Raw genomic sequence first — 19,465 nt, 5'->3', positions numbered from 1 at the left:
GAAGAGACAATCCAGCGCTATTGGTGTTTCAGTCGTAGCGGTCTTTCAGGACGAAAAATGCCAGAAACAGCAGGGCGATACTAAAGGGCACGGCAATATAGATACCGTTGATTCCCAGCAGCGATTCCAGCGTGACGGCGCCAAAGTTTGCAGGTTGAATGAGCGTTGATTCCAGATAGGGGAAAGCCAGCGAAAATAGGAAAGCGCCAGCGAGCGCGCCCAGCAACGTGAAGATAGCGTCTTTTTTGCCCTCTGCACTGCCCACCACGCAGGTACCGGGACAGTATCCTGCGACGGCCCAACCAATCCCGAAGATAGCGCCTCCTGCGGCTATACCCCACAGGTAAGCAGGTTTAATCGACATGTTGGCAAGGCCGCCCATATCAAGAAGATAAATTCCCAGTGAGCCAACACCGATGGCGGTCATCATGAGCTTGATGATCCACATGTCTTTTAGCAACAGCGTCCCCAAGATACGGCGGTAGCTCGTCGCCCCGCCCAGATACAAAATGGTTCCGAAGGCGCAGCCAATCAGAAAGCCAATGATCAAAGTACTCATCACGCTCTCCCGCGGTAAAGGAATTTGGCCATGAGAATGGCGGAAACAAAGGTGATGACACCGAAGATGAAGGAGCTGAGTGCGAGCTGGGATATGCCACTAATCATATGGCCACTGGTGCAGCCCCCTGCGAGCCTTGCTCCAAACAATAACAAGACGCCTCCGACAAATGAGGCGACATAGCGTTTCGCCTGAGAGGGACCAAAAGCCGCTGTCCAAAGTTCTGGCATTGAGCCCTTATCTGCGTCTGGTTGACGTCGTCGCAGTAATGCAGCGGTGACGCCTCCGCCCACAACCATGCCAAAGACAAGCATCCAGCCGTAGCCAACGCCCCAGTTATCCTGCTCTCCATATTTGGAAAGATAGGTGTTTGACTCAGCAAACGCTGGTGCGACCTGATGGGCAACCATGCCATCAGTGACCACGAACTGCGTAGACACACCCAGAGGCTTGACTAAAGCCGTTGCGATAACCAGGAGTAACCCCAGAGAAATCCCGGCGGCTTTCCACGAAATAATGAAGTCTTTGTTCACAACGCTCTCCCTGATTATTTTATCGTTGTCGATGTAGCGCGGTAGAATATTAGCAAATTATTATATTAAGTAAATCGACTATTTATGAGATTGACTAAACAATCGGTAAAAACTACTTGGCGTTTTAGTCTTTTCGCGGTGACTTCCGCGATGGGATGCACTTTGTGGGCCTCGGACGATAGGGTCTCACAGCCGGAGCTTGTGATTACGCAGGTGAGTGAATCGGTCTATTCAGCGATTGGTGCCACGGCTGCGCCGTCGCGAGAAAACTTTGGGCACAATAACAACCTCTCTTTCATCATTGCTGAGGGCGGTGTCATGGTGGTTAATGGGGGTGACAATGCGCTCCTCGCCGCTGCATTACACGACGCCATCCGCGAGCTAACCAGCAAGCCTGTGCGCTACGTCATCAATGAAAATGGCCAGGGCCACGCATTTCTTGGAAACAGCTATTGGAGTGATCTGGGCGTCCCGATCATTGCTCAACGGGAAGCGATTGAGGAGATACAGGCTCATGGGCAGAACTCCCTCGCGCAGATGCGGGAGCGTATGGGACCACTTGTCGATGATGCACGGGTGGTGGTACCCGGTATCGCCGTCGATGACCGCTATCTACTTGAACTCCCCGGCCTGAGAGTTGAACTGATACGCTTTGGCGCTGCTCACTCGCCCGGTGATTTATCGGTGTGGCTGCCCGAGCAGCGAATACTGATAGCGGGTGATATTGCGTTTCATGAACGCCTATTGGGTATTTTCCCCGACTCAGATGTGGACGCCTGGATAGAGTCCTTTGATGTTATGGCAGACCTTAAGCCAGCGATTGTCATACCCGGGCACGGCGGACCTACGGACATCGACACCATTCGTTACTTCACCCAAGGGTACCTGGAGTTCCTGCGGGACGAGATAGAGCGCATCCTCGACGAAGATGGTGATCTGAGTGATGCCTACGACATCGACCAGTCAGCTTATAGCGAGCTGGATACCTTTGATGAGCTTGCCCGGAAGAATGCAGGGCGGTTGTTTAGGCAGATGGAAGAGAAGCTTTGGTAGCGCTACGCATGGAGCACGGCAAGCTGGCCCGAATCGCTGCGTGCGCTAGAGGGGGTGACGCTTACTTCGCAAATCGGTCAAGCTTGCCTGCTCTTTGCGAGGCGTCTGCTGCCTGACACGAAGGACAGCTGAGACTATTTACGCAACGAGCGTCCCCCCACTCAGCGAGTGAAGTAACTAGTCTTAGCTGTCCGTCTGTCCCAAAAGACCCAGCCTAAACGACACGGTCTAAAACCTTACCAACTCCAAGAGAACTCGATTTCAAACTGATCCATCGTCAAATCAACGGTCTGGGTAGGATCAAAGGCATTGGTCCCGGTAACTGTGTTCTCCGGTGCATACATAAATGCGACATTGAACTCATTGCCGCCCTGGGTCTTGCGGGAAACGCCGAAAGTGAAATGCTGCTCAACGGTGGCTGGCGCGAGGACGTTCAAAACTACTGCTGACTCATCGATAGGTTGTTCACTGTAGTTGTAGCCAAAGCGGTAGGTGAAGGGCGAGTCGCCGCGGACATAGCTGCCACCGATCTTATACGTGGTGACATCACTCCAGCCAAAGCCTGCGCCCTGATTACCGCCAAAGCACGCCTCGACATTGGTGCCGCCTTGGCCCGCGGTGGGACATTCGAATATGCGCTGCAACGGTGTAGCGATAGATTCGATTTCGCCGTATTGCGCGTGCTCGATATCCAGATGAAGCTTTAACCGCTCTGTTGCCTGCCAGCTCATACCTACTCTGCCAACCGCAGGAATATCAAAAGATCCCCCTTTGGCAAAGAGGTCCGAGTAGTCGTCAAACTCCTGCATTTCCATGCGCGACTGATAAGAGACCGCGAAATTCAGAGATTCCGTGGCGTCCCAAATGATCCCGGCCTTTACGCCATAGCCGAGGGAGTAGTCAGTACCGTTATTGCTAAGTCCTGTGGGCGGCTGTGTTCCGCCACTGGCCGCAAAAGTTTTAGTGAAGCCTCCAAACGCGGAAACACCCTCGATTTCAAAGGCTTGCATCGCAATAACCGGGCCGATACCGAAGGCAAAGTCGCCGGACTTAAAGCTGTAGCCCAGCTCGAGAAAGGCTTGGTTAAGATTTACGCCTGTGTTGCCCGTACCAAAGGATCCGGGCAAGGTCATCACGGGAGCTGGCCCAGGACCATCGGGGTCGAAGGTTGCGCTACCGTCCTTGTAGTCTGTGTTCATGCCGCCACGGCCGTAGAACAGGAGGCTGATCGCTCGATCGTTCTCCAGTGCCCAGCTCTTTGCCGCGTAGGGGATGGGAAAATACTCGCTACCACTTTCGACGTTATCTGCATTGACTGTGAAGGATCCGAACTGACCGTTTAGCTGGCTATCGGAGGTGTTGTAGCTCCGCCGAGGCGAGAATATAGCGATACCCAAGTCCAATCGATCGCCCACTAACACCCCAGCGGCAATGTTGTTAGCGGCATCAATGGCCTGCTCCGGTGACGCCGTTCCTGCGCCGGCCTGAGCTTTGTTGTGTGTGCCAATGCCATGGGTGAAGTACCCGTTCGTCGCTGCGGCGTTGCCGGAAATGAAGAGTGCGGTTGCGATGGCGCCGCTCGCGAATAGCGTATTTACTCGCATGGTTCGTTCCTTTTTCGTTTTATCGTTATTGTCCCCCGCAGCGCAGACATGGAGAGTGTCTCGCTACATTCGAATATTAAGATATTGTGATTTTAGCTCGGTGTAAACGAATATTTGCGGTCTACTAGAGCCCGAGTAGTCTTTGAGGTGCGGTGATGAGGGCTTGCGGGGAGGGTTCTAGTCCTCGTCGTCCGCGCAATACAGGTCGTAAAGCACACCGATAACCTGAGCGATTTTTTCATCGGTGATGGAGTAGTACATGGTCTGCGCGTCACGTCGGCTGGCTACAACGCCTTCATGGCGCATGCGCGCAAGGTGTTGGGAAAGCGGCGATTGTTTTACGCCGAGATTGCGAGATAGCTCCCCCACGGACTGCTCGCCGAACTTCAGCTGACAAAGAACCATCAGTCTGTCCGGGTGCCCCAATAGCTTCAGCAGATCACTGACATCGGAGGCTGAACTGTGCATTTTTTCGAGGTCCATAATATTCCGGGTTTGTTATATAAGAAATTTATAATATATTAACGCATGTGTGGGCGAATCTGAGTCTACTACTGTCTGGCTTACAGTAACTAATAAGAAGGGAGCCATAATGCAAAAACAACTGCAGCTGGATCAACTGGTCCGTGAGATTGCCGAGTCCAGGGAGAAGCTGAAAGGTTCTGAGAGACGGGACTTTCTAAAGAACGGTCTCGCATTGCTGGGCGGCGCTGGTTTGGCGAGCGCGGGCGCCGGAGTGGGTGCGCAGGCCATGCCACCGGGAACACCGTCGTGGACGCGCAGTCTAGGTTCAGCGGTGAACACTAACCCCTACGGCATGCCGTCACATCATGAGGCACATGTGCAGCGACGTACCGTGGAGTGGCTGACGGCCGATAAGATTGCGTCCGTGAGTTTCACCCCTCTGGCCGATCTGAATGGCATCATCACGCCGAGCGGCGTCGTTTTTGAGCGCTATCACGCGGGATTGCCTGAGGTTGATCCCAACCAGCATCGTTTGATGATCCACGGAATGGTGGATCGCCCATTGATCTTCAGCATGGAAGATCTCATGCGATTTCCGTCGGTAAGCATGATCCGGTTTCTTGAATGTCCAGCAAACGGTGGCATGGAGTGGCGCGCCGCACAGATGGATCGACTGCAGTTTTCCCATGGGATGCTTTCCTGCTGCGAATGGACTGGTGTTCTGCTCTCTACATTGCTTCAGGAGTGTGGGGTGCAAAAAGGCGCCAAGTGGATTCTCGCTGAGGGCAGTGATGGCTCGCATATGAGTCGCAGCATCCCCATGGAAAAAGCCCTGGACGACGCACTGATCGTTTATGCCCAGAACGGCGAAGCACTGCGGCCTGAGCAAGGCTACCCGGTCCGATTGATCAATCCCGGCTGGGAGGGCAACACTTGCGTGAAATGGCTGCGGCGTTTGGAAGTTGGCGATCAACCCTGGTATCACCGCGAAGAAACATCCAAGTACACCGACTTACTCCCCAGCGGGGAAGCTCGTGAATTTACCTTCGTACAGGAGGCCAACTCTGTACTGACCAACCCATGCCCCGAGAGGCCACTAACGAAGCCCGGCAAGCTGTGGGTGGAAGGGCTCGCTTGGTCCGGTCGCGGTCGTATCAAACACGTGGACGTGTCCTTCGATGGCGGCGTGAGCTGGCGCGAAGCCCGCTTTACGAGTGTTGTGGAGCCGCGAGCGCTGACTCGGTTTGGGATCGAGTGGGATTGGAATGGAAACCCCGCCTTGCTGCAAAGTCGGGCTGTGGACGAGACGGGCTACGTACAGCCGACTTATCGTCAATTGCGGGACGCACGAGGCTCGTCATCGATTTATCACAAGAATGCTATTCACACCTGGAAGCTCAACGGTGATGGGAGTGTGGTCAATGCCCAACTTGCATAATTCGATTCCGGTAGTCGGTATAGTTTTTGGCGTGCTTGCGAGTATCGCCGTTGCACCATCGCTAAGAGCTGACGATAGCGATCGTTATGGTTATGGAAGCCCTGCGAGCGCTGAGCAGATCGCTGGTTGGGATATTGATGTGCGCCCCGACGGTAAGGGCTTGCCTCCTGGTGAAGGGTCGGTTGAAGATGGAGAGTGGCTCTACGAAGAAAAGTGCGCCCTGTGCCACGGATCTTTTGGTGAAAGCGTGAGCGGCTACCCGGCGCTGGCCGGTGGTGATGGCAGCTTGACGGACCCCAGGCCTAAGAAAACCGTGGGCAGTTACTGGCGCTACACGAGTACCCTTTGGGATTACATTCATCGGGCCATGCCATTTACTCAGCCTGAATCTCTCAGCGACGACGAGGTTTACGCGATTACCGCCTATGTCCTTTATCTTAATGACATCGTCGACTACGACTTTGCGCTAACCAAGGACAATCTCGCCGACGTTCACTTACCTAACGAAGACAACTTCATCCCGGATCAACGTCCCGATACTCGCAATAAAAGGTGTATGAAGCGGTGCAAAGATCCAGCCTCGGTGAAGGTTGCCTCAGAGGCGGCGGCCTATGTCCCCGAAGGCGGTCCGGATGCCTTGTACAGTCAGGTCTCTGGGCAAGAAGACGGTGTTGTTACTACTGTGACAGGTGGAGGCGTTTACGAGCGTCACTGTGCACTGTGTCATGCAGAGGGTATTGGTGGTGCACCGATGCTAGGCGATAGCACTGCATGGGCGGGGCGTATCGAGCAGGGTGTCGAAACCCTTTACCGCCATGCCATCGAAGGCTACACCGGCGAAGACGGAATCATGCCGCCCAAAGGTGGCTTCGTGAATCTTGCGGACAGTGAGGTGAATCTGGCAGTGGACTATATTGTGGAGCAGAGCCAATGAAGGATTTGCTCATGAGCATGCAAAAAACACAGTCCAAACCAATGGGGTTTGTTCTCGTTTCTCTGCTTGGTATCTCCGCGATGCTCCATGGTCTCAGTGGACGGGCTTCGGATGAAGCCGCTATGACCGAGGGACGCGAGATAGCGGCGGATCGCAACCGTGGGAACTGCTATTCATGCCACATGGCGGACGGTGCCGAGATGACCGGCAATGGAGGTCCTCCACTGATGCAAATGCAGCTGCGTTTCCCTGAGCGAGAAGTACTTAAAGCCCAGATCGCGGATCCTCGAACCCGAAATCCCAATACCGTAATGCCTCCCTATGGTGCTCACGGCATTCTTACCGAACGCGAGCTGGATCTCGTGGTCGATTACATTCATTCACTATAGATAAGAAAACAGGAGTCTCCCATGCAGGGAACATTGACACGACGTCGCTTTGGTCAGGCTGTTCTGGCTTTCGCGGCACTAGCGACCGTACCGTTACGCGTTTTTGCTCGTAACAAGGAGGCCTTTGAGGCTGTTAAGTCCGATGATGCTTTGAAGGTTTTGTTTGGAGATAAGCCGTTGACCGAAACTGACAGCTTTGAGTTTAAGGTCCCGGATATTGCCGAAGATGGATCCATCGTTCCTGTAACCGTAAGCACAGATATGGAAGGCGTGCAGTCTATCGCCCTCTTGGTTGATGCCAATCCCAATCCGCTGTCCGCGCGGTTCCATTTCATGCCCGGTGCAGTGCCCGAGTTTAAAACTCGGATAAAAATGGGCGAGAGCTCCGATGTGCGCGCAGTTATCGAAACTGCCGATGCACTTTACGTCGCTACCAAAAACGTCAAGGTAACCCTCGGCGGATGTGGCGGTTAATCGAGCACAGAATGGAGAGAAGATCATGGATGTAAAACCAATCAAAATTCGTGGCCGCCTGAAAGGTGATACCGCTTCGGTGAAATGCCTTATGCCCCATCCGATGGAGACCGGCGTTCGCAAAGATCTTGATGGCAATAAAATTCCCGCGCACTACATCGAAACAGTGACCTGTACCAAGAATGGCGAAGTTTTTATCACTGCTGATTGGGGTGCTTCGGTTTCCAAGGATCCTTACTTTGGCTTCGTGGTAAGCGATGCGAAGGAAGGAGACGTCATCAAGGTGACCTGGACGGACAACCAGGGCAATACCTCTTCCGGTGAACTCACTCTGTAAGACAGCGAGGAAGCTATTTATGTTCGATAGCCGCAGCCCTAGCACTAGCCATCGAGTTTTCACCGCACTTCTGTTCGCGATTAGCGCCGCGGCTACTGCTGGTCCTGAGGAAGACCGCAATGCTTTGCGGGCTTTCTACGAGCAACGCTTTCCTGACGTCGAACTCGACGCCCACGTCGACGGAGCCTACGCCCTTGATGCAGATAAGCGTGAGCAGTGGTTGGAGATGGAAGACTTCCCGCCCTACGAAATCGCCATTGATGATGGCGCTGATCGCTACGACGAACCTCTTGCCGACGGTGGCAGCTATGCGGATTGTCTCGGTGAGAATGCACCAGCGGTAAAGCACCGGTTTCCTCGCTTTGATCCCGAAAGTGGCGAGGTCGAAACGCTGGAGCAACGCATAAACAGTTGTCGCAGTGCGGCGGGTGATGAGCCCTGGGATTATTTGGGTCCTGAGATGAGCTCTCTTATGGCTTTCATAGCTTATGAATCTCGGGGTCAACAGTTTGCTATCGAGGTTCCCGAAGATCCTAGAGCTCAAGCGGCATACAACGATGGGAAGGAGTTCTTTTATACCCGACGTGGACAGCTGAATTTTGCGTGTAGTAGTTGTCATGTCTCTATGGCGGGCAATGCGCTTCGAGCCGAACGCCTGAGTGCGGCGCTGGGCCATGCGACGCACTGGCCGGTATATCGCCTCAAATGGAAAGAGGTGGGCCCGTTGCACAAGCGATTTATCGAGTGCAATTCGCAGGTGCGCGCCGTACCTCTGGAAGCTCAGAGCGACTCCTATCGCAATCTGGAATATTTCCTGACCTATATGAGCAATGGCATGACGCTCAATGGTCCGGCGTCGCGAAAATAGTGCAGAGACGACTATGAATAAAATAATGGAAAAAGCGATGAAAGCGCCTCCTGTACTACCACTTGTGCTGTTTACAGCAACAGCGCTTGCGGACCCGGCGACAACCCTTGATCGGGCGAGCGAGCTTCATCGGCAAGCGCTGGCGTTAGAGCATGGCTGGTCAGTGACCGAGCCACTGATTGCCGAGGCGAGAGCGGCGATGGACGCGGGTAATGGAGGTCAGGCGCAGGCATTGGCGGATAGAGCGCTGCTCGTAGCCCAGCAATCACTGAAGCAGGCCGAAGACGAAAAGAGTGCCTGGCAAACTCGAGTAGTAGGCCGCTAAGGCTGCAATTGAATCGGGACCTGAGTCGACGCCACGTCGACGTGCCGTCTTATGATCCAGTAAGGAGTTGCCCGTGAACCGGCGAGAATTCATTCAATTACTGCTTCAAGGCGCTGCCGTTGCTGGCACTGGAGCCTATTTCGGCAGTGCCCAAGCCAGCGCACGTGCGCTATACGATCTGAAAGCATTTGGCAGCGCACGAATCCTGCACATGACTGACTGTCATGCGCAGCTTAACCCCATCTATTTTCGAGAACCCAATGTAAACATCGGACTAGGTGATGCTCTGGGACGTTGGCCCCACGTGGTGGGCCGCAATCTGCTCAAAGAGTTGGGCGATGCTTCGCCCCGTGATGCGCACGCTTTTACTTATCTCGACTTTGTACAGGCCGCGGAAAAATTTGGCCGGGTTGGTGGTTTTGCGCATCTGAAAACCCTGGTTGATCAACTACGCGGGGAAGTCGCCGACGGTAGCAGCTTGCTTCTCGATGGTGGTGATACCTGGCAGGGCTCGGGAACCGCTCTTTGGACCCGCGGTCGAGATATGGTCGAGGCCACGAATCTTCTTGGTGTGGACATTATGACCGGGCATTGGGAGTTCACTTATAGAGAGGACGAGATTCTCGAGAACATTGAGGCATTCAATGGCGAGTTTCTGGCGCACAACACTTACGCTACGGAAGACGCGTTGTTTGATGGTGTACCGGTCTATGACGAGGACACGGGTCATGTGTTTAAGCCCTATACGATCCGCGAGATGAAAGATCACCGTGTTGCGGTGATAGGCCAGGCGTTCCCCTATACGCCTATCGCTAATCCTAAACGGTTTATTCCCAATTGGACTTTTGGTATCCGTGACGAGGAGTTGAGTCAGCTCGTTTCTAGCATTCGCGCTACGGAGAAACCTGATGCAGTGATTTTGCTCTCTCATAACGGCATGGACGTTGATCTGAAGCTGGCAAGTCGGGTGTCAGGTATTGACTTCATTCTCGGTGGACACACACACGATGGGATGCCTCGGCCCATAGAGGTCGAAAACAGCGGAGGCAAAACGGTCGTTACCAATGCCGGTAGCAACGGTAAGTTTGTTGCTGTTCTTGATTTGGAGTTTGGGAACGATGGAGTTAGCGCTTATCGCTACAAATTGCTTCCGGTGTTTTCCGAGTTGTTGGCGCCAAACGCAGCGATGCAGGCGCATATCGACGCGGTACGGGCGCCCCACCGCGAGGTGCTGGACGAGGAGTTAGCCGTAGCCGACTCTTTGTTGTATCGCCGGGGGAATTTCAACGGCAGTTTCGATCAGCTTATTGTCGATGCCATGCGGCAGGAGTTGGATGCACAGATTGCTCTATCACCGGGTTTCCGTTGGGGAACAACAGTTATGCCCGGCGAAGCGATCACCATGGATCGGCTTCTCGATCAAACCTGCATGACCTACCCGGAGACCTATGTCCGGGAGATGAGTGGTGCGGAGCTGCGGAACATACTGGAAAGTGTCGCTGACAACCTCTTTAACGCAGACCCTTACTACCAGCAGGGTGGCGATATGGTGCGCACCGGTGGTTTTAATTATCGATTGGATCCACTGGCTGCGGTGGGAGCCCGAGCGTCTGCTATGACACTGGCAGATGGCCGGCGCATGCAAGACAACAAGTCCTATAAGGTCGCTGGCTGGGCTACGGTGGGCTCTCAGTCAACAGGGGAACCGGTCTGGGAAGTGGTAGCAAGACATCTGCGGGCTGAAAAGACTGTGCGTATCGAGCGCCTGGAATCACCCAAATTGATGAACGTTGCTAAGAACCCGGGGCTTGCGGATTATCGGGGCGGTTTGGGTTAAGTCCCTTTTTACAAGGTAAGTTACCAAGGTCGTTACCAGGTAAGTGTCGCAGCTATAATTTGCTCGAGGAGCTGGTGCACGGCGGCATAGTCAGCTTGCTCCAACTCCGGTGCTCTGATGCTTAGATATACATTGTCGAGATCAGTTAAGAGCGTGTAGATGGAGATGCTGTAGGGGCAGAGTGTGATGTTATGGGGATTGTTCAGCGTTAACTCATAGGTCAGTTCAGCACTACAAAACAGCAGTGATTCGGCATTTTCATAAACCTGTACTTTCGCGCCGGTGGCCTCTGCTGTACGAGTGAGCATGCTCGCCAGATGCGCGGTGTAGGAGATCACAAGGCCCTCATCCTGAATGGCTTGCACGAGATCCTCGCGAACGTTGTGATAAAGCCCCGGTGTCTTGTACACCCAAGAAGACCCAACGACTTCTGGGGTCGATAGCAGCTGCGCCGAGGATTGAGCCCCTGCAAGCATTACTGCCGTCAGTATCAAAGACTTCCCTAGGATGGTCCATTGTTTGGTGATACGGCTGCGCTTTTTCATGATCATTACCGCGACCTTGATTAAGGATTGCTGTTTATAAAGTCTATCGCGATCTCCACGAGTTCGTCGGCATAGAGATCACGAAAAAAATGGTCTGCTCCGTCGATTTCTTCTCCGACCACATTGGGAGCGCTGTGCTTTAACAGGCGGGTAGTCCTGGTGCGATAGTGTCATCGGAAAGCGTGGGATTTTACTCCTCCAGCCGAATGATTTCTGCCGCTATTTTGGCGCACTCCGAGTGCGGCAGATATACACGAAAACAGTGTTGGAATCCCGAGTCGCAAGGCGCTGGTTTTCAACAGAAACATGGCAGATACTCTTTGTTTGAAGTGATTGTACGTATAGGGCGATGCTCGGTGTCAGCCGCCTGTAAACGTCAGTCTTAGTGAAACCTGTCAGGAGATCCGGATGCGAAAAGTGTTACGAAATATGGCTGTACCCGTTGTTACAGTACTATTTATGATCGGCAGTTCGGTATGGGCTGCAGAGCCTGAGGTGGGCCCGATTGTTCCAAGTTTTGGCCCCGTGATGATGCCTCCGCCCGGTTCCTACAATCTCGATCCTGATGTGCACTACAAAGTCTCGATGGACATGTACACCACTCCCGATTTTCCGGAGGATCAAAACCGGCATCTGATTTCAGCGGCGCGCTTCCTGAACATGCACGCGCGAAATGGCATACCCGCAGAGAACATTGATTTTGCTCTTATTGTCCACGGAAAAGCTGCTAAAGATCTTCTGACCGATGAGGCCTATCAGGCTCGTTACAATGAGCCGAACCCAAACACAGCGTTGCTCAAAGAATTGCATGCCGCGGAAGTACCTATCTACCTTTGCAGCCAGACTGCTGCTTTCCGTGGCATGGCGCCCGAGGAGTTTAGTCCCACGGTCACCATGTCTCTCTCGGCAATGACGGCCCACGTGCGCCTGCAGCAAGAAGGCTACACGCTCGTTCCCTTCTAGCGACTTTGGTTGTCACGCGTCTGCGGCTTTAGCTGTTAAGGGCCTGCGGCTTCAAGGGAGGGCAAACCGCAGGTCATCCACCACGAACTGCCAGTAGTGTTCGGTTTCAAGCTGCAGTCTGGTGATGTCCAGGTAGTCCGCCTGAAAGTAAACTGGTGTCAGATGGCTGAGCGTCAGCTTATCCTCGGCTACTAGTTCAGTATCCCGCCAGGCTTTGATGTGTAGTGTTTCGCCTTCCGCATTGTGCCAGGCGACCGAGAAGTATCCGCCTACAAAGTCGAAACTCTCATCTGCTCGCAATGCGGAAATGCTTACGGGGTGACCGGAGCTGTTATAGGCAACCTTGGAACCGCTCATAAGTCCATTAACGTAGCCCGGTCCTTTGTAGAACTGATTGTCCACGGCCAGCAGATAGTCCCAGGCGAGGCCTGCGTAACCCGAGGCGATTTTCTCAATAGGCGACCGGTCAATGTCATCAAAGCCGACCGTGATTGCCCTCTTCGGTATAGATCGATCCGAGGCCGCTGATACGGTAGTTCCTAGGATTATCGGGGCATAGCCTACGTCGACTTGGCGGGAACTCTCTTGCTCATCTTGCGAGATGCTCCATTTTCCCGGGGCAAGAGTAAAGGCGAAGTGACCGCTGTCATCCACCGATGAGTTGAGCTTGGCACCTCGGTCAGATTCCGCTTTCACAATGCCGGATAACACTGAAGCACGACCTCTTAGTTTTGGAGCAGGCGCAAGGCCAACAACTTTTGGGGGTGTATCCGCTCCGATGCCGCTGATGGCGCCGCGAACTGCCCGGAAGCTGGAGCTTTGGACGGCATTGTTGGTGGTAATGTCCCAACCCGGGGGAGGTAGTAACTCAAACTCATAAGCTTCGCTGAGCTGAGAGATATCGGCATCGGCGCCATCTCTCTGCATGCTGAAATTCGCGAATCCATTAATGTTGGAACGCTCTATTCGCGTGCTGCCATCGGGCCGCGTTAAACGCACGGCGATTCTGTTCAGCGGCTTGTCGGTGGTGTCATAAAGACCGTTGCGATTGCGGTCGCTGAAGGCGAACACCGATATATTGAGCTTTGAAGCAGTGACTCGGTTCCAGTCTCTAGGGGCGTAAAGCGCGGCGTTAGCCCGAGCTTTTTCCACAATAAACCATCCGCGCAACTCGGGCTTGAGTATCAGGGCGGTGACAACGCTGCCGACAACAAATGCCATTGTCGTGAGGAATAGGCGCTGAAAGGTCACGGAATTATTTCGAAGCTCGCTCTGCACAGGGTTCTGACCGACAGTGTACCAGCCCCCAAAAATACAAAATCTTTAAAATTGCGCACAAAAACCATAAATTTCTGAGATTTTGCCGATAAGTGTGCTTTATGTCTCATATCTTGCTAAAGGTACTTAAGTTAACGCCGCTAACATGGCTTAATTAGATTATAAAACTAGAAATGGAATGCAGATGGTGCGCTGTCCAATGAGCAGAGCTTGATTGGATTGCTTGTTGACCTGTGGCGACATCACAAACCGGGCAAAAATATGCGCAGCAAGAAACACGAAGGCCTTGTACCTAACATCGAGCCTGTTTGGGGTATTTTTCGCCGTCTACTGCAAGTGGGCGTCTGCATATCCGCGCTACTCGCAAGTTGTCTTGCCTGGTCTCAAAACCCTGATTTCAACGTTACGGTTAACACCGGTCCAGTTGCGCCGAACTCAACTACAGTCTTTCCCGGGGAGCTGACTAGCTTACGAGTAACTCTGAGCAACAACTCCATCGTCAACCCTATCACCGGCGTATCTTTTAACGGCGCTTTCCAAACCTTCGGTACTGCGGGGCTGGTCATTGGCGAAGGTACCTCGGCGCTCAACGGCAGCTGTGGCACCGGTACGCTCACCGTCACGCCAGGATCTTCGTCCATAGTGATAAGCGGCGTTGACATTCCGGCGCGAATTGATGGCGTTGCCGGCTCTGGCGAGTGCTACGTGGACTTATCCACCAGAGCCTTCTCGACTGATGGCTCCAGCACAACACTCAACCTGGAGGTGGCGGCGGGTGCCGTTAACGCTGATCAAGGCGTCAACGCTACCGGTGGGCCCCAGGCCATTACCGTACGGGCGGTGGAGCGACCGACGGTGAGTAAAGCGTTTAGCAGTGACAACATTCTGGTGTTGGGTGGCAATACTCGAACCCTGACGATCACGATCAATAATCCCGACAGTAACGTTGGTCTCGACGATGTCGCCCTTACTGACATGTTCCCCAACAGCGGTCTACCAGATGCCGTTATTAATGGTAATGGCGCAGTTATAGAGCCCACGGGTGCTCCTGCTACGGGTACCTGTGTCGCCGGGGGAGGAACAGTGGTTCTAACCCAGGGCGCGGCAGCTCAGGTGGCAATCAGCGGCGTCACCGTGGCGGCCGGCGGCAGTTGTACCGTCGAGGTGGAGGTTCGGGCCCGACAGACAGATGGTGAATACCAGGTAACGCCCTCGAACGTCATCGAAGCATCGTCCTTCTCAAGCCTGCAGGGCGTTATGCCGGCACAGAATGCTTCGGCTTCTACGCGAGTGCGGTCGCCGTTGGCAATCAACAAAAACTTTAACCCCTCGGTACTTGCCAGTGGGACGACGGGGCAGTTTACGGTGACGCTCAGTAATAACAGCGGCGCCGCTCTGCCGGTAAGCAACTTTACGGACAATCCCATCGGAACGCCCAACTCCGCGAACGTGACGATCGCTAGCACAGGAGCAATTGCGAACAGCTGTGCCGGCGGCAGTGCGAGCTTGGAAGGCGGCGGACAGGGCTTTTCTGTGGGCGGATTTGCTATTCCAGCAAATGGCAGCTGCGCGATCACCGTAGATTACACCGCGGTGAATACCGATCCCGACACACCCGTGACTTATACCAACAGTATCTTGCAAGGGGCTGTTTCAATAACCGGGCAGCCGGATATCATCAGTCAGGAGCGCTCCGCTACCGTCATTGTTGCCGACCGCTTACGCGTCCTTAAAGCACGGACACCCTCTAACGCGGCGCCGGGCGAGGCGGTGGAGTATCAAGTCACTGTTCAGAACTTCTCGAGTTCAGTGCTAAGTAACGTCAGCCTTGCCGACACACTACAAAACGGATCAAGCCTGTTAACCGGTGGAGCATTCGAACCGTCTTCTGCCTGTGGGTTGAGCACTAACGGCGCAGCGCAAGGCGATACATCTATCGATTTTACGATAACCACGGTCCCGGCTCGAACAGGAGCCGGCTCTCCCGGGGAATGTGTCGTCAGCTTTTGGGTGATGATTGACCCCGATGCTACGACCAATACACCTAACGTCATTAATGCAGGGGGTGTGTGTTTTAACCCGGGCGGTGGTGAGGTGTGTAATCAAGGTGCTTCGAACACCGTCACTACTAGCCTGCGTTCACCTGTGGAGTTTGAGAAGACCTTCAACACCATTGACGTTGTGGCAGAGGCCGAGGGTGTACCCGTTCGCATGCGATTGGAGTTACGTAATTTTGCCGCTGAGGCCCTTTCCGATGTGGTCTTTAGCGACACGTTGCCCCAAGACGGCCCGTTCCAGCAGCTGCGTATCGCGACACCGGCTAATGTCAGCAACAGCTGTGGCGGCACGCTAATAGCGACCGCCGGAAGCACTTCGGTCTCTCTAAACAATGCTGCTGTACCGGCTTACTCTGGCAGTGACCCCGGCGTATGTGCCATCGAAGTTGACGTGGTGGGTCCCGCAGGTAGCTACCCGAACACTGCTGAAGCCAACGGTAATCGTCCAAACGCTGACGGTAGTGTGACTGCGCTCGCGCCACTGGGTTCTGCCATAGATGATAGCGCGACGGTTAATTATTCGCCCGCCTTGCAGGCTAGCAAGAGCTTTACGCCCTCCAGCATCAGCGATGGGGGGACGAGTACACTGGAAATTCGTTTCACCAATGTCGATAGTACTCAGCCTATCACCGGAATAGCCGCAACTGATGTGCTTCCATCAGGGATGGTTATAGCAAGCCCTGCTATGGCATACAGTAACTGCGCTGGGCCGCCTGTGATCGATGCGCCGAGCGGCGGCACCACGGTATCTCTCAGTGACGCAGTATTGGCGCCAAATGCGAGCTGCGCGATCCTCGTTGATGTGGAAGTTAGCGGTACTAGTAACTGGGTCAATGAAATTCCTGCGGGTGCTATTACTGCGGATAACGGCATCCTCAATACCTCACCAGTAACCGCTACGCTGCTCTATGAGCCACCCGGGGTTCCCCTTATTTCGAAATCGATAAATCCAGGAACGATTGTTCCGGGGCAGTCTTCGACGCTGACCATCGATATTACTAATGGCAGTCAGGATCTGACGGGTGTTTCCGTAGTTGATTGGTTCACTGAGGGAGGAATTGCCGGGGCTACGGCTAATGGCATGCAGATTGCGCCGGCGCCGAATGCCAGCACTACTTGCCCCGGAGGTGTGGTCACTGCATCTCCGGGCGGCGATAACGTGCGTTTGTCCGAGGCAAACATCCTGTCAGGGGTCGCCTGTTCGATTTCAGTGCAGGTAACGTCCACGTCGGTGGGAACCATTACTAACCGTATTCCCGTAGGCGCAATTGAGTCTGATCAAGGAGCGACGAACAGCACTTCCTTTGCCGAGAGTACGCTGAGTACGACCAGTGAAGTTGGCGTGACAAAGTTGTTCACTCCGGCAGTCGTCTCGGCGGATGAGCCATCGCGTCTACGGATTGAATTCTTCAATGGTAACGCGGCGGCGCTTACCGATTTTTCCTTGACTGACAGTTACCCGGCAGGTCTCGAGAACGCAGCAGATCCAAACCCTATCAGTAGCTGTGGTGGCTTGGCGACGATCAGCTTTCCGGATACCGCCAGCGTGAGTATCAGTAACGGCTCTATCGGTGCCGCATCGGGCTCTACGGCAGCCAGCTGTTTTCTGGAAGTCAACGTAGTGTCGTCGACCCTGGGCACCTACGACAACGTTATCCCTCAGAACTCTTTGACTGTTCGCGGAGTGCCTGTGCCGCATCCTCCGGCTACCAGCACTTTGCAGGTGCGTGAGCGTATCGTTGTTAATAAAGCTTTTGATGATTTGACCCTTGATGCTGGAGACCCTAACGGGTTCACCACGGGTGAAGCGGTGCGTTTGCCAGGTGTGAGCGCCCCTTTGACTATTCGCATTGAGAACCCCAACGATATCCCGCTTACGGAGGTTCGGTTTACTGATGCCCTTCCGGATGGAGTGACCCTGGCGATTCCCGCCAATGTCGCGACGACCTGTACCGATGGTGTCGTGACGGGGCAAGCTAACGGCCAAACTCTAGCTCTCACCGGTGCGAGTCTTGGCGCCGCTGGCGACGCAGATGCGATATGTATTGTGACGGCCGATGTGTTCAGTAACGTCCCCGGCGTTTACACCAATGAAATCCCCGTGGGCGATGTCACCAGTTTTGAAGGTATCGACAACGATCCGGGGACGCAGTCCCAGTTGGTGGTGAGCGAACCACCAACCATCGGCAAGACCTTTGAGCCGCCGGTTATTGCACCGGGCACATCGTCAACCTTGCGATTGACTCTCGGGAACGGCAACGACGTAGCGGCGACCCTCACCAGTGATCTGGTGGACAGCTTGCCCGCGACACCCGGTGCCATGATCGTTGCTACCCCTAGCAACATCACAACAGACTGCCCCGGAGGTACGGGAATTATCACCGCGGCGACTGGTGCCAGTACGGTGCGTATTGATAGCGGTACGGTGATTCCACCGGGTGGCTGTGTTGTGTCCATTGACGTAACAGCAAATGACGCCGGGGACTATTTGAACAGTATTTCTGTTGGCGCCCTGCAAACTGACCTGGGGCCTAACGACATGCCCACCGAGGCACCCTTGAAGCTGAGTACCTTGGGCTACATCGCCGGTAAGGTCTTCCTGGATCCGCAGACGGTACCCAATGGTGTTTTTATACCGGGTGACTCCATGCCGATCACCGGGAATACCATTGAGCTTCGCAGCGGTGGAAGCTGCAGTGGGGTATTGCTTGAGTCAAGCAGCACGGACGCTCAGGGCAACTATCTGTTTGACGAATTGCCCGCAGGGACTTACTCGGTGTGTCAGCCAACGCAGCCCCCCAGTACCTTCAATAGTGTAACTACCGAAGGCACGATTGTTCCCTTTGGCGCGAGCACTGGTAGCGCTGGTACTGCCGCCAATCCCACGGATACCAGTAGTGAAATAACCGGTATTGTTCTAGGCGATAACGCTGGAACTGCGACTGAGGTCAGCGGTTCCCCCGATAACAATTTCTCAGAGGTGCTTCCCGCCTCTTTGAGCGGAAACGTTTACTTCGATCAGAACAATGACGGCTTCTTCGATTCTGATGAGTCGGGTATTGGTGGTGTAGAAATAACCCTAACTGGCCCCGTGACGTTAACGACAACCACAGCTGCGGATGGCAGTTGGAGCTTTACTAATTTGCCTCCCGGCGATTACACCGTAACCGAGGTCCAGCCCGGTGGTTGGGTAGATGGCTTGGACGCAGTGGGCACTGTGGGCGGTTCGTCGGTTGGTGTGAATGCCAATGATGTAAATTCGGCCATCACGCTGGGTCCCGGTGATGCGGGTATTAACTATAATTTCGGTGAAATAGCGCCTGCGCTTCTGTCACTTAGCGTTAATGCCGTATGTGTCAACGATGTGCCCTATGTGGATTACAGCATTAATGGCTTCGCGGGTGTATCGGCGCCCAACGTGACAGTTCGATGGGTGACCCCGGGAGCCAGAATCGCTGAAGAGCGTGTTAATCAGCCTGGATCCGGTCGATTGCTGTGGCCTGGTGCGAGCGTGGATGCCAGCGGCAATGGCACAGGCTGGCCAGGTTGGGCGTTCACAGATGGGCAGTGGGTTGAAGTTCCTGATGATCGCCGTCCGACTATGACACTCGAGGTTGAGTTCAACCCGACAGGAACCGCCACAGTGAGTTATCCTCCGGCGACGCCAGCTTGTGCTGCACAGCCGCCTGGAACCTTCCGAGTGCAGAGCGTCCCAGTGAGTCCTCGTTGGGTGTTGCTACTTCTTGCTCTCATGCTCATGGCCGTGGCTTCGCCCAAGTTGGCGCCTGCCCGAGTATAGGCTTTTC

17 protein-coding genes are annotated in these 19,465 nt (G+C 54.3%); 11 read left to right on the top strand and 6 right to left on the bottom strand.

Translation table 11 applies throughout. The annotated features are described in order from the left end of the window. Positions 1–28: 28 nt before the first annotated feature. Positions 29–559 (bottom strand): YeeE/YedE thiosulfate transporter family protein, encoded by a 531-nt coding sequence (locus R0137_RS01235; RefSeq protein ID WP_407327923.1) that lies wholly within the window; start codon positions 557–559, stop codon positions 29–31. After that, positions 559–1,092, bottom strand: a complete 534-nt coding sequence (locus R0137_RS01230; RefSeq protein WP_407327922.1) for a YeeE/YedE thiosulfate transporter family protein — start codon at positions 1,090–1,092, stop codon at positions 559–561. The genes R0137_RS01235 and R0137_RS01230 overlap by 1 nt, the downstream gene beginning before the upstream one ends. A 213-nt stretch (positions 1,093–1,305) precedes the next feature. On the opposite strand from R0137_RS01230, the gene R0137_RS01225 reads away from it, so the two are divergent. Then, positions 1,306–2,145 (top strand): MBL fold metallo-hydrolase, encoded by an 840-nt coding sequence (locus R0137_RS01225; RefSeq protein ID WP_407327920.1) that lies wholly within the window; start codon positions 1,306–1,308, stop codon positions 2,143–2,145. Positions 2,146–2,381: 236 nt separating this feature from the next. On the opposite strand, the gene R0137_RS01220 is transcribed toward R0137_RS01225, so the two are convergent. Further along, positions 2,382–3,749 carry an OmpP1/FadL family transporter gene (locus R0137_RS01220; RefSeq protein WP_407327918.1) on the bottom strand — a complete coding sequence of 456 codons (1,368 nt, stop codon included), beginning with the start codon at positions 3,747–3,749 and terminating at the stop codon, positions 2,382–2,384. A gap of 177 nt (positions 3,750–3,926) precedes the next feature. After that, positions 3,927–4,232 carry an ArsR/SmtB family transcription factor gene (locus R0137_RS01215; protein WP_407327917.1) on the bottom strand — a complete coding sequence of 102 codons (306 nt, stop codon included), beginning with the start codon at positions 4,230–4,232 and terminating at the stop codon, positions 3,927–3,929. Between the two features lie 109 nt (positions 4,233–4,341). Between R0137_RS01215 and soxC the strand changes: the two genes are divergently transcribed. The 8 genes from soxC (at position 4,342) to soxB (ending at position 10,816) form a co-directional block, all read left to right on the top strand. Then, positions 4,342–5,652 carry a sulfite dehydrogenase gene (gene soxC, locus R0137_RS01210; RefSeq protein WP_407327915.1) on the top strand — a complete coding sequence of 437 codons (1,311 nt, stop codon included), beginning with the start codon at positions 4,342–4,344 and terminating at the stop codon, positions 5,650–5,652. Beyond that, a complete protein-coding gene (locus R0137_RS01205; RefSeq protein ID WP_407327913.1) occupies positions 5,636–6,586 on the top strand; it encodes a c-type cytochrome in 951 nt (316 codons plus the stop codon). Before soxC ends, R0137_RS01205 begins: the two co-directional genes overlap by 17 nt. After that, positions 6,583–6,975, top strand: coding sequence for a sulfur oxidation c-type cytochrome SoxX (gene soxX, locus R0137_RS01200; RefSeq protein WP_407327911.1), 393 nt, complete (start codon positions 6,583–6,585; stop codon positions 6,973–6,975). The genes R0137_RS01205 and soxX overlap by 4 nt, the downstream gene beginning before the upstream one ends. A 21-nt stretch (positions 6,976–6,996) precedes the next feature. Beyond that, positions 6,997–7,449, top strand: coding sequence for a thiosulfate oxidation carrier protein SoxY (gene soxY / locus R0137_RS01195; RefSeq protein WP_407327909.1), 453 nt, complete (start codon positions 6,997–6,999; stop codon positions 7,447–7,449). Positions 7,450–7,474: 25 nt separating this feature from the next. Next, complete coding sequence (gene soxZ, locus R0137_RS01190; protein ID WP_407327908.1) at positions 7,475–7,786, top strand: thiosulfate oxidation carrier complex protein SoxZ; 312 nt, start codon at positions 7,475–7,477, stop codon at positions 7,784–7,786. A 19-nt stretch (positions 7,787–7,805) separates the two neighbouring features. Next, positions 7,806–8,654, top strand: a complete 849-nt coding sequence (soxA, locus tag R0137_RS01185) for a sulfur oxidation c-type cytochrome SoxA (protein WP_407327907.1) — start codon at positions 7,806–7,808, stop codon at positions 8,652–8,654. A gap of 13 nt (positions 8,655–8,667) precedes the next feature. Further along, the gene (locus R0137_RS01180; RefSeq protein WP_407327906.1) at positions 8,668–8,979 is read left to right on the top strand and encodes a hypothetical protein; all 312 of its coding nucleotides are present in this window, start codon (positions 8,668–8,670) and stop codon (positions 8,977–8,979) included. Between the two features lie 73 nt (positions 8,980–9,052). Next, positions 9,053–10,816, top strand: coding sequence for a thiosulfohydrolase SoxB (gene soxB, locus R0137_RS01175; protein ID WP_407327905.1), 1,764 nt, complete (start codon positions 9,053–9,055; stop codon positions 10,814–10,816). 32 nt (positions 10,817–10,848) lie between these two features. On the opposite strand, the gene R0137_RS01170 is transcribed toward soxB, so the two are convergent. Then, entirely contained in the window at positions 10,849–11,361 is a 513-nt protein-coding gene (locus tag R0137_RS01170; protein WP_407327903.1) for a hypothetical protein, read from the bottom strand. Between the two features lie 408 nt (positions 11,362–11,769). Between R0137_RS01170 and R0137_RS01165 the strand changes: the two genes are divergently transcribed. Next, positions 11,770–12,324 carry a DsrE family protein gene (locus tag R0137_RS01165; RefSeq protein WP_407327902.1) on the top strand — a complete coding sequence of 185 codons (555 nt, stop codon included), beginning with the start codon at positions 11,770–11,772 and terminating at the stop codon, positions 12,322–12,324. A gap of 51 nt (positions 12,325–12,375) precedes the next feature. Here R0137_RS01165 and R0137_RS01160 read toward each other — a convergent pair whose 3' ends face one another. Beyond that, positions 12,376–13,575 (bottom strand): hypothetical protein, encoded by a 1,200-nt coding sequence (locus tag R0137_RS01160; RefSeq protein ID WP_407327901.1) that lies wholly within the window; start codon positions 13,573–13,575, stop codon positions 12,376–12,378. Positions 13,576–13,863: 288 nt separating this feature from the next. Here R0137_RS01160 and R0137_RS01155 point away from each other — a divergent pair, with 288 nt between their 5' ends. Further along, positions 13,864–19,458, top strand: coding sequence for a beta strand repeat-containing protein (locus tag R0137_RS01155; RefSeq protein ID WP_407327900.1), 5,595 nt, complete (start codon positions 13,864–13,866; stop codon positions 19,456–19,458). Positions 19,459–19,465 lie beyond the last annotated feature (7 nt).

Origin of the sequence: Congregibacter brevis, assembly GCF_045689245.1 — a bacterium.
In the GTDB taxonomy this organism is placed as follows: Bacteria; Pseudomonadota; Gammaproteobacteria; order Pseudomonadales; family Halieaceae; genus Congregibacter; species Congregibacter brevis.
The sequence above is the reverse complement of the archived record's forward strand: the minus strand, read 5'-3'. Positions and strand labels throughout refer to the sequence as shown.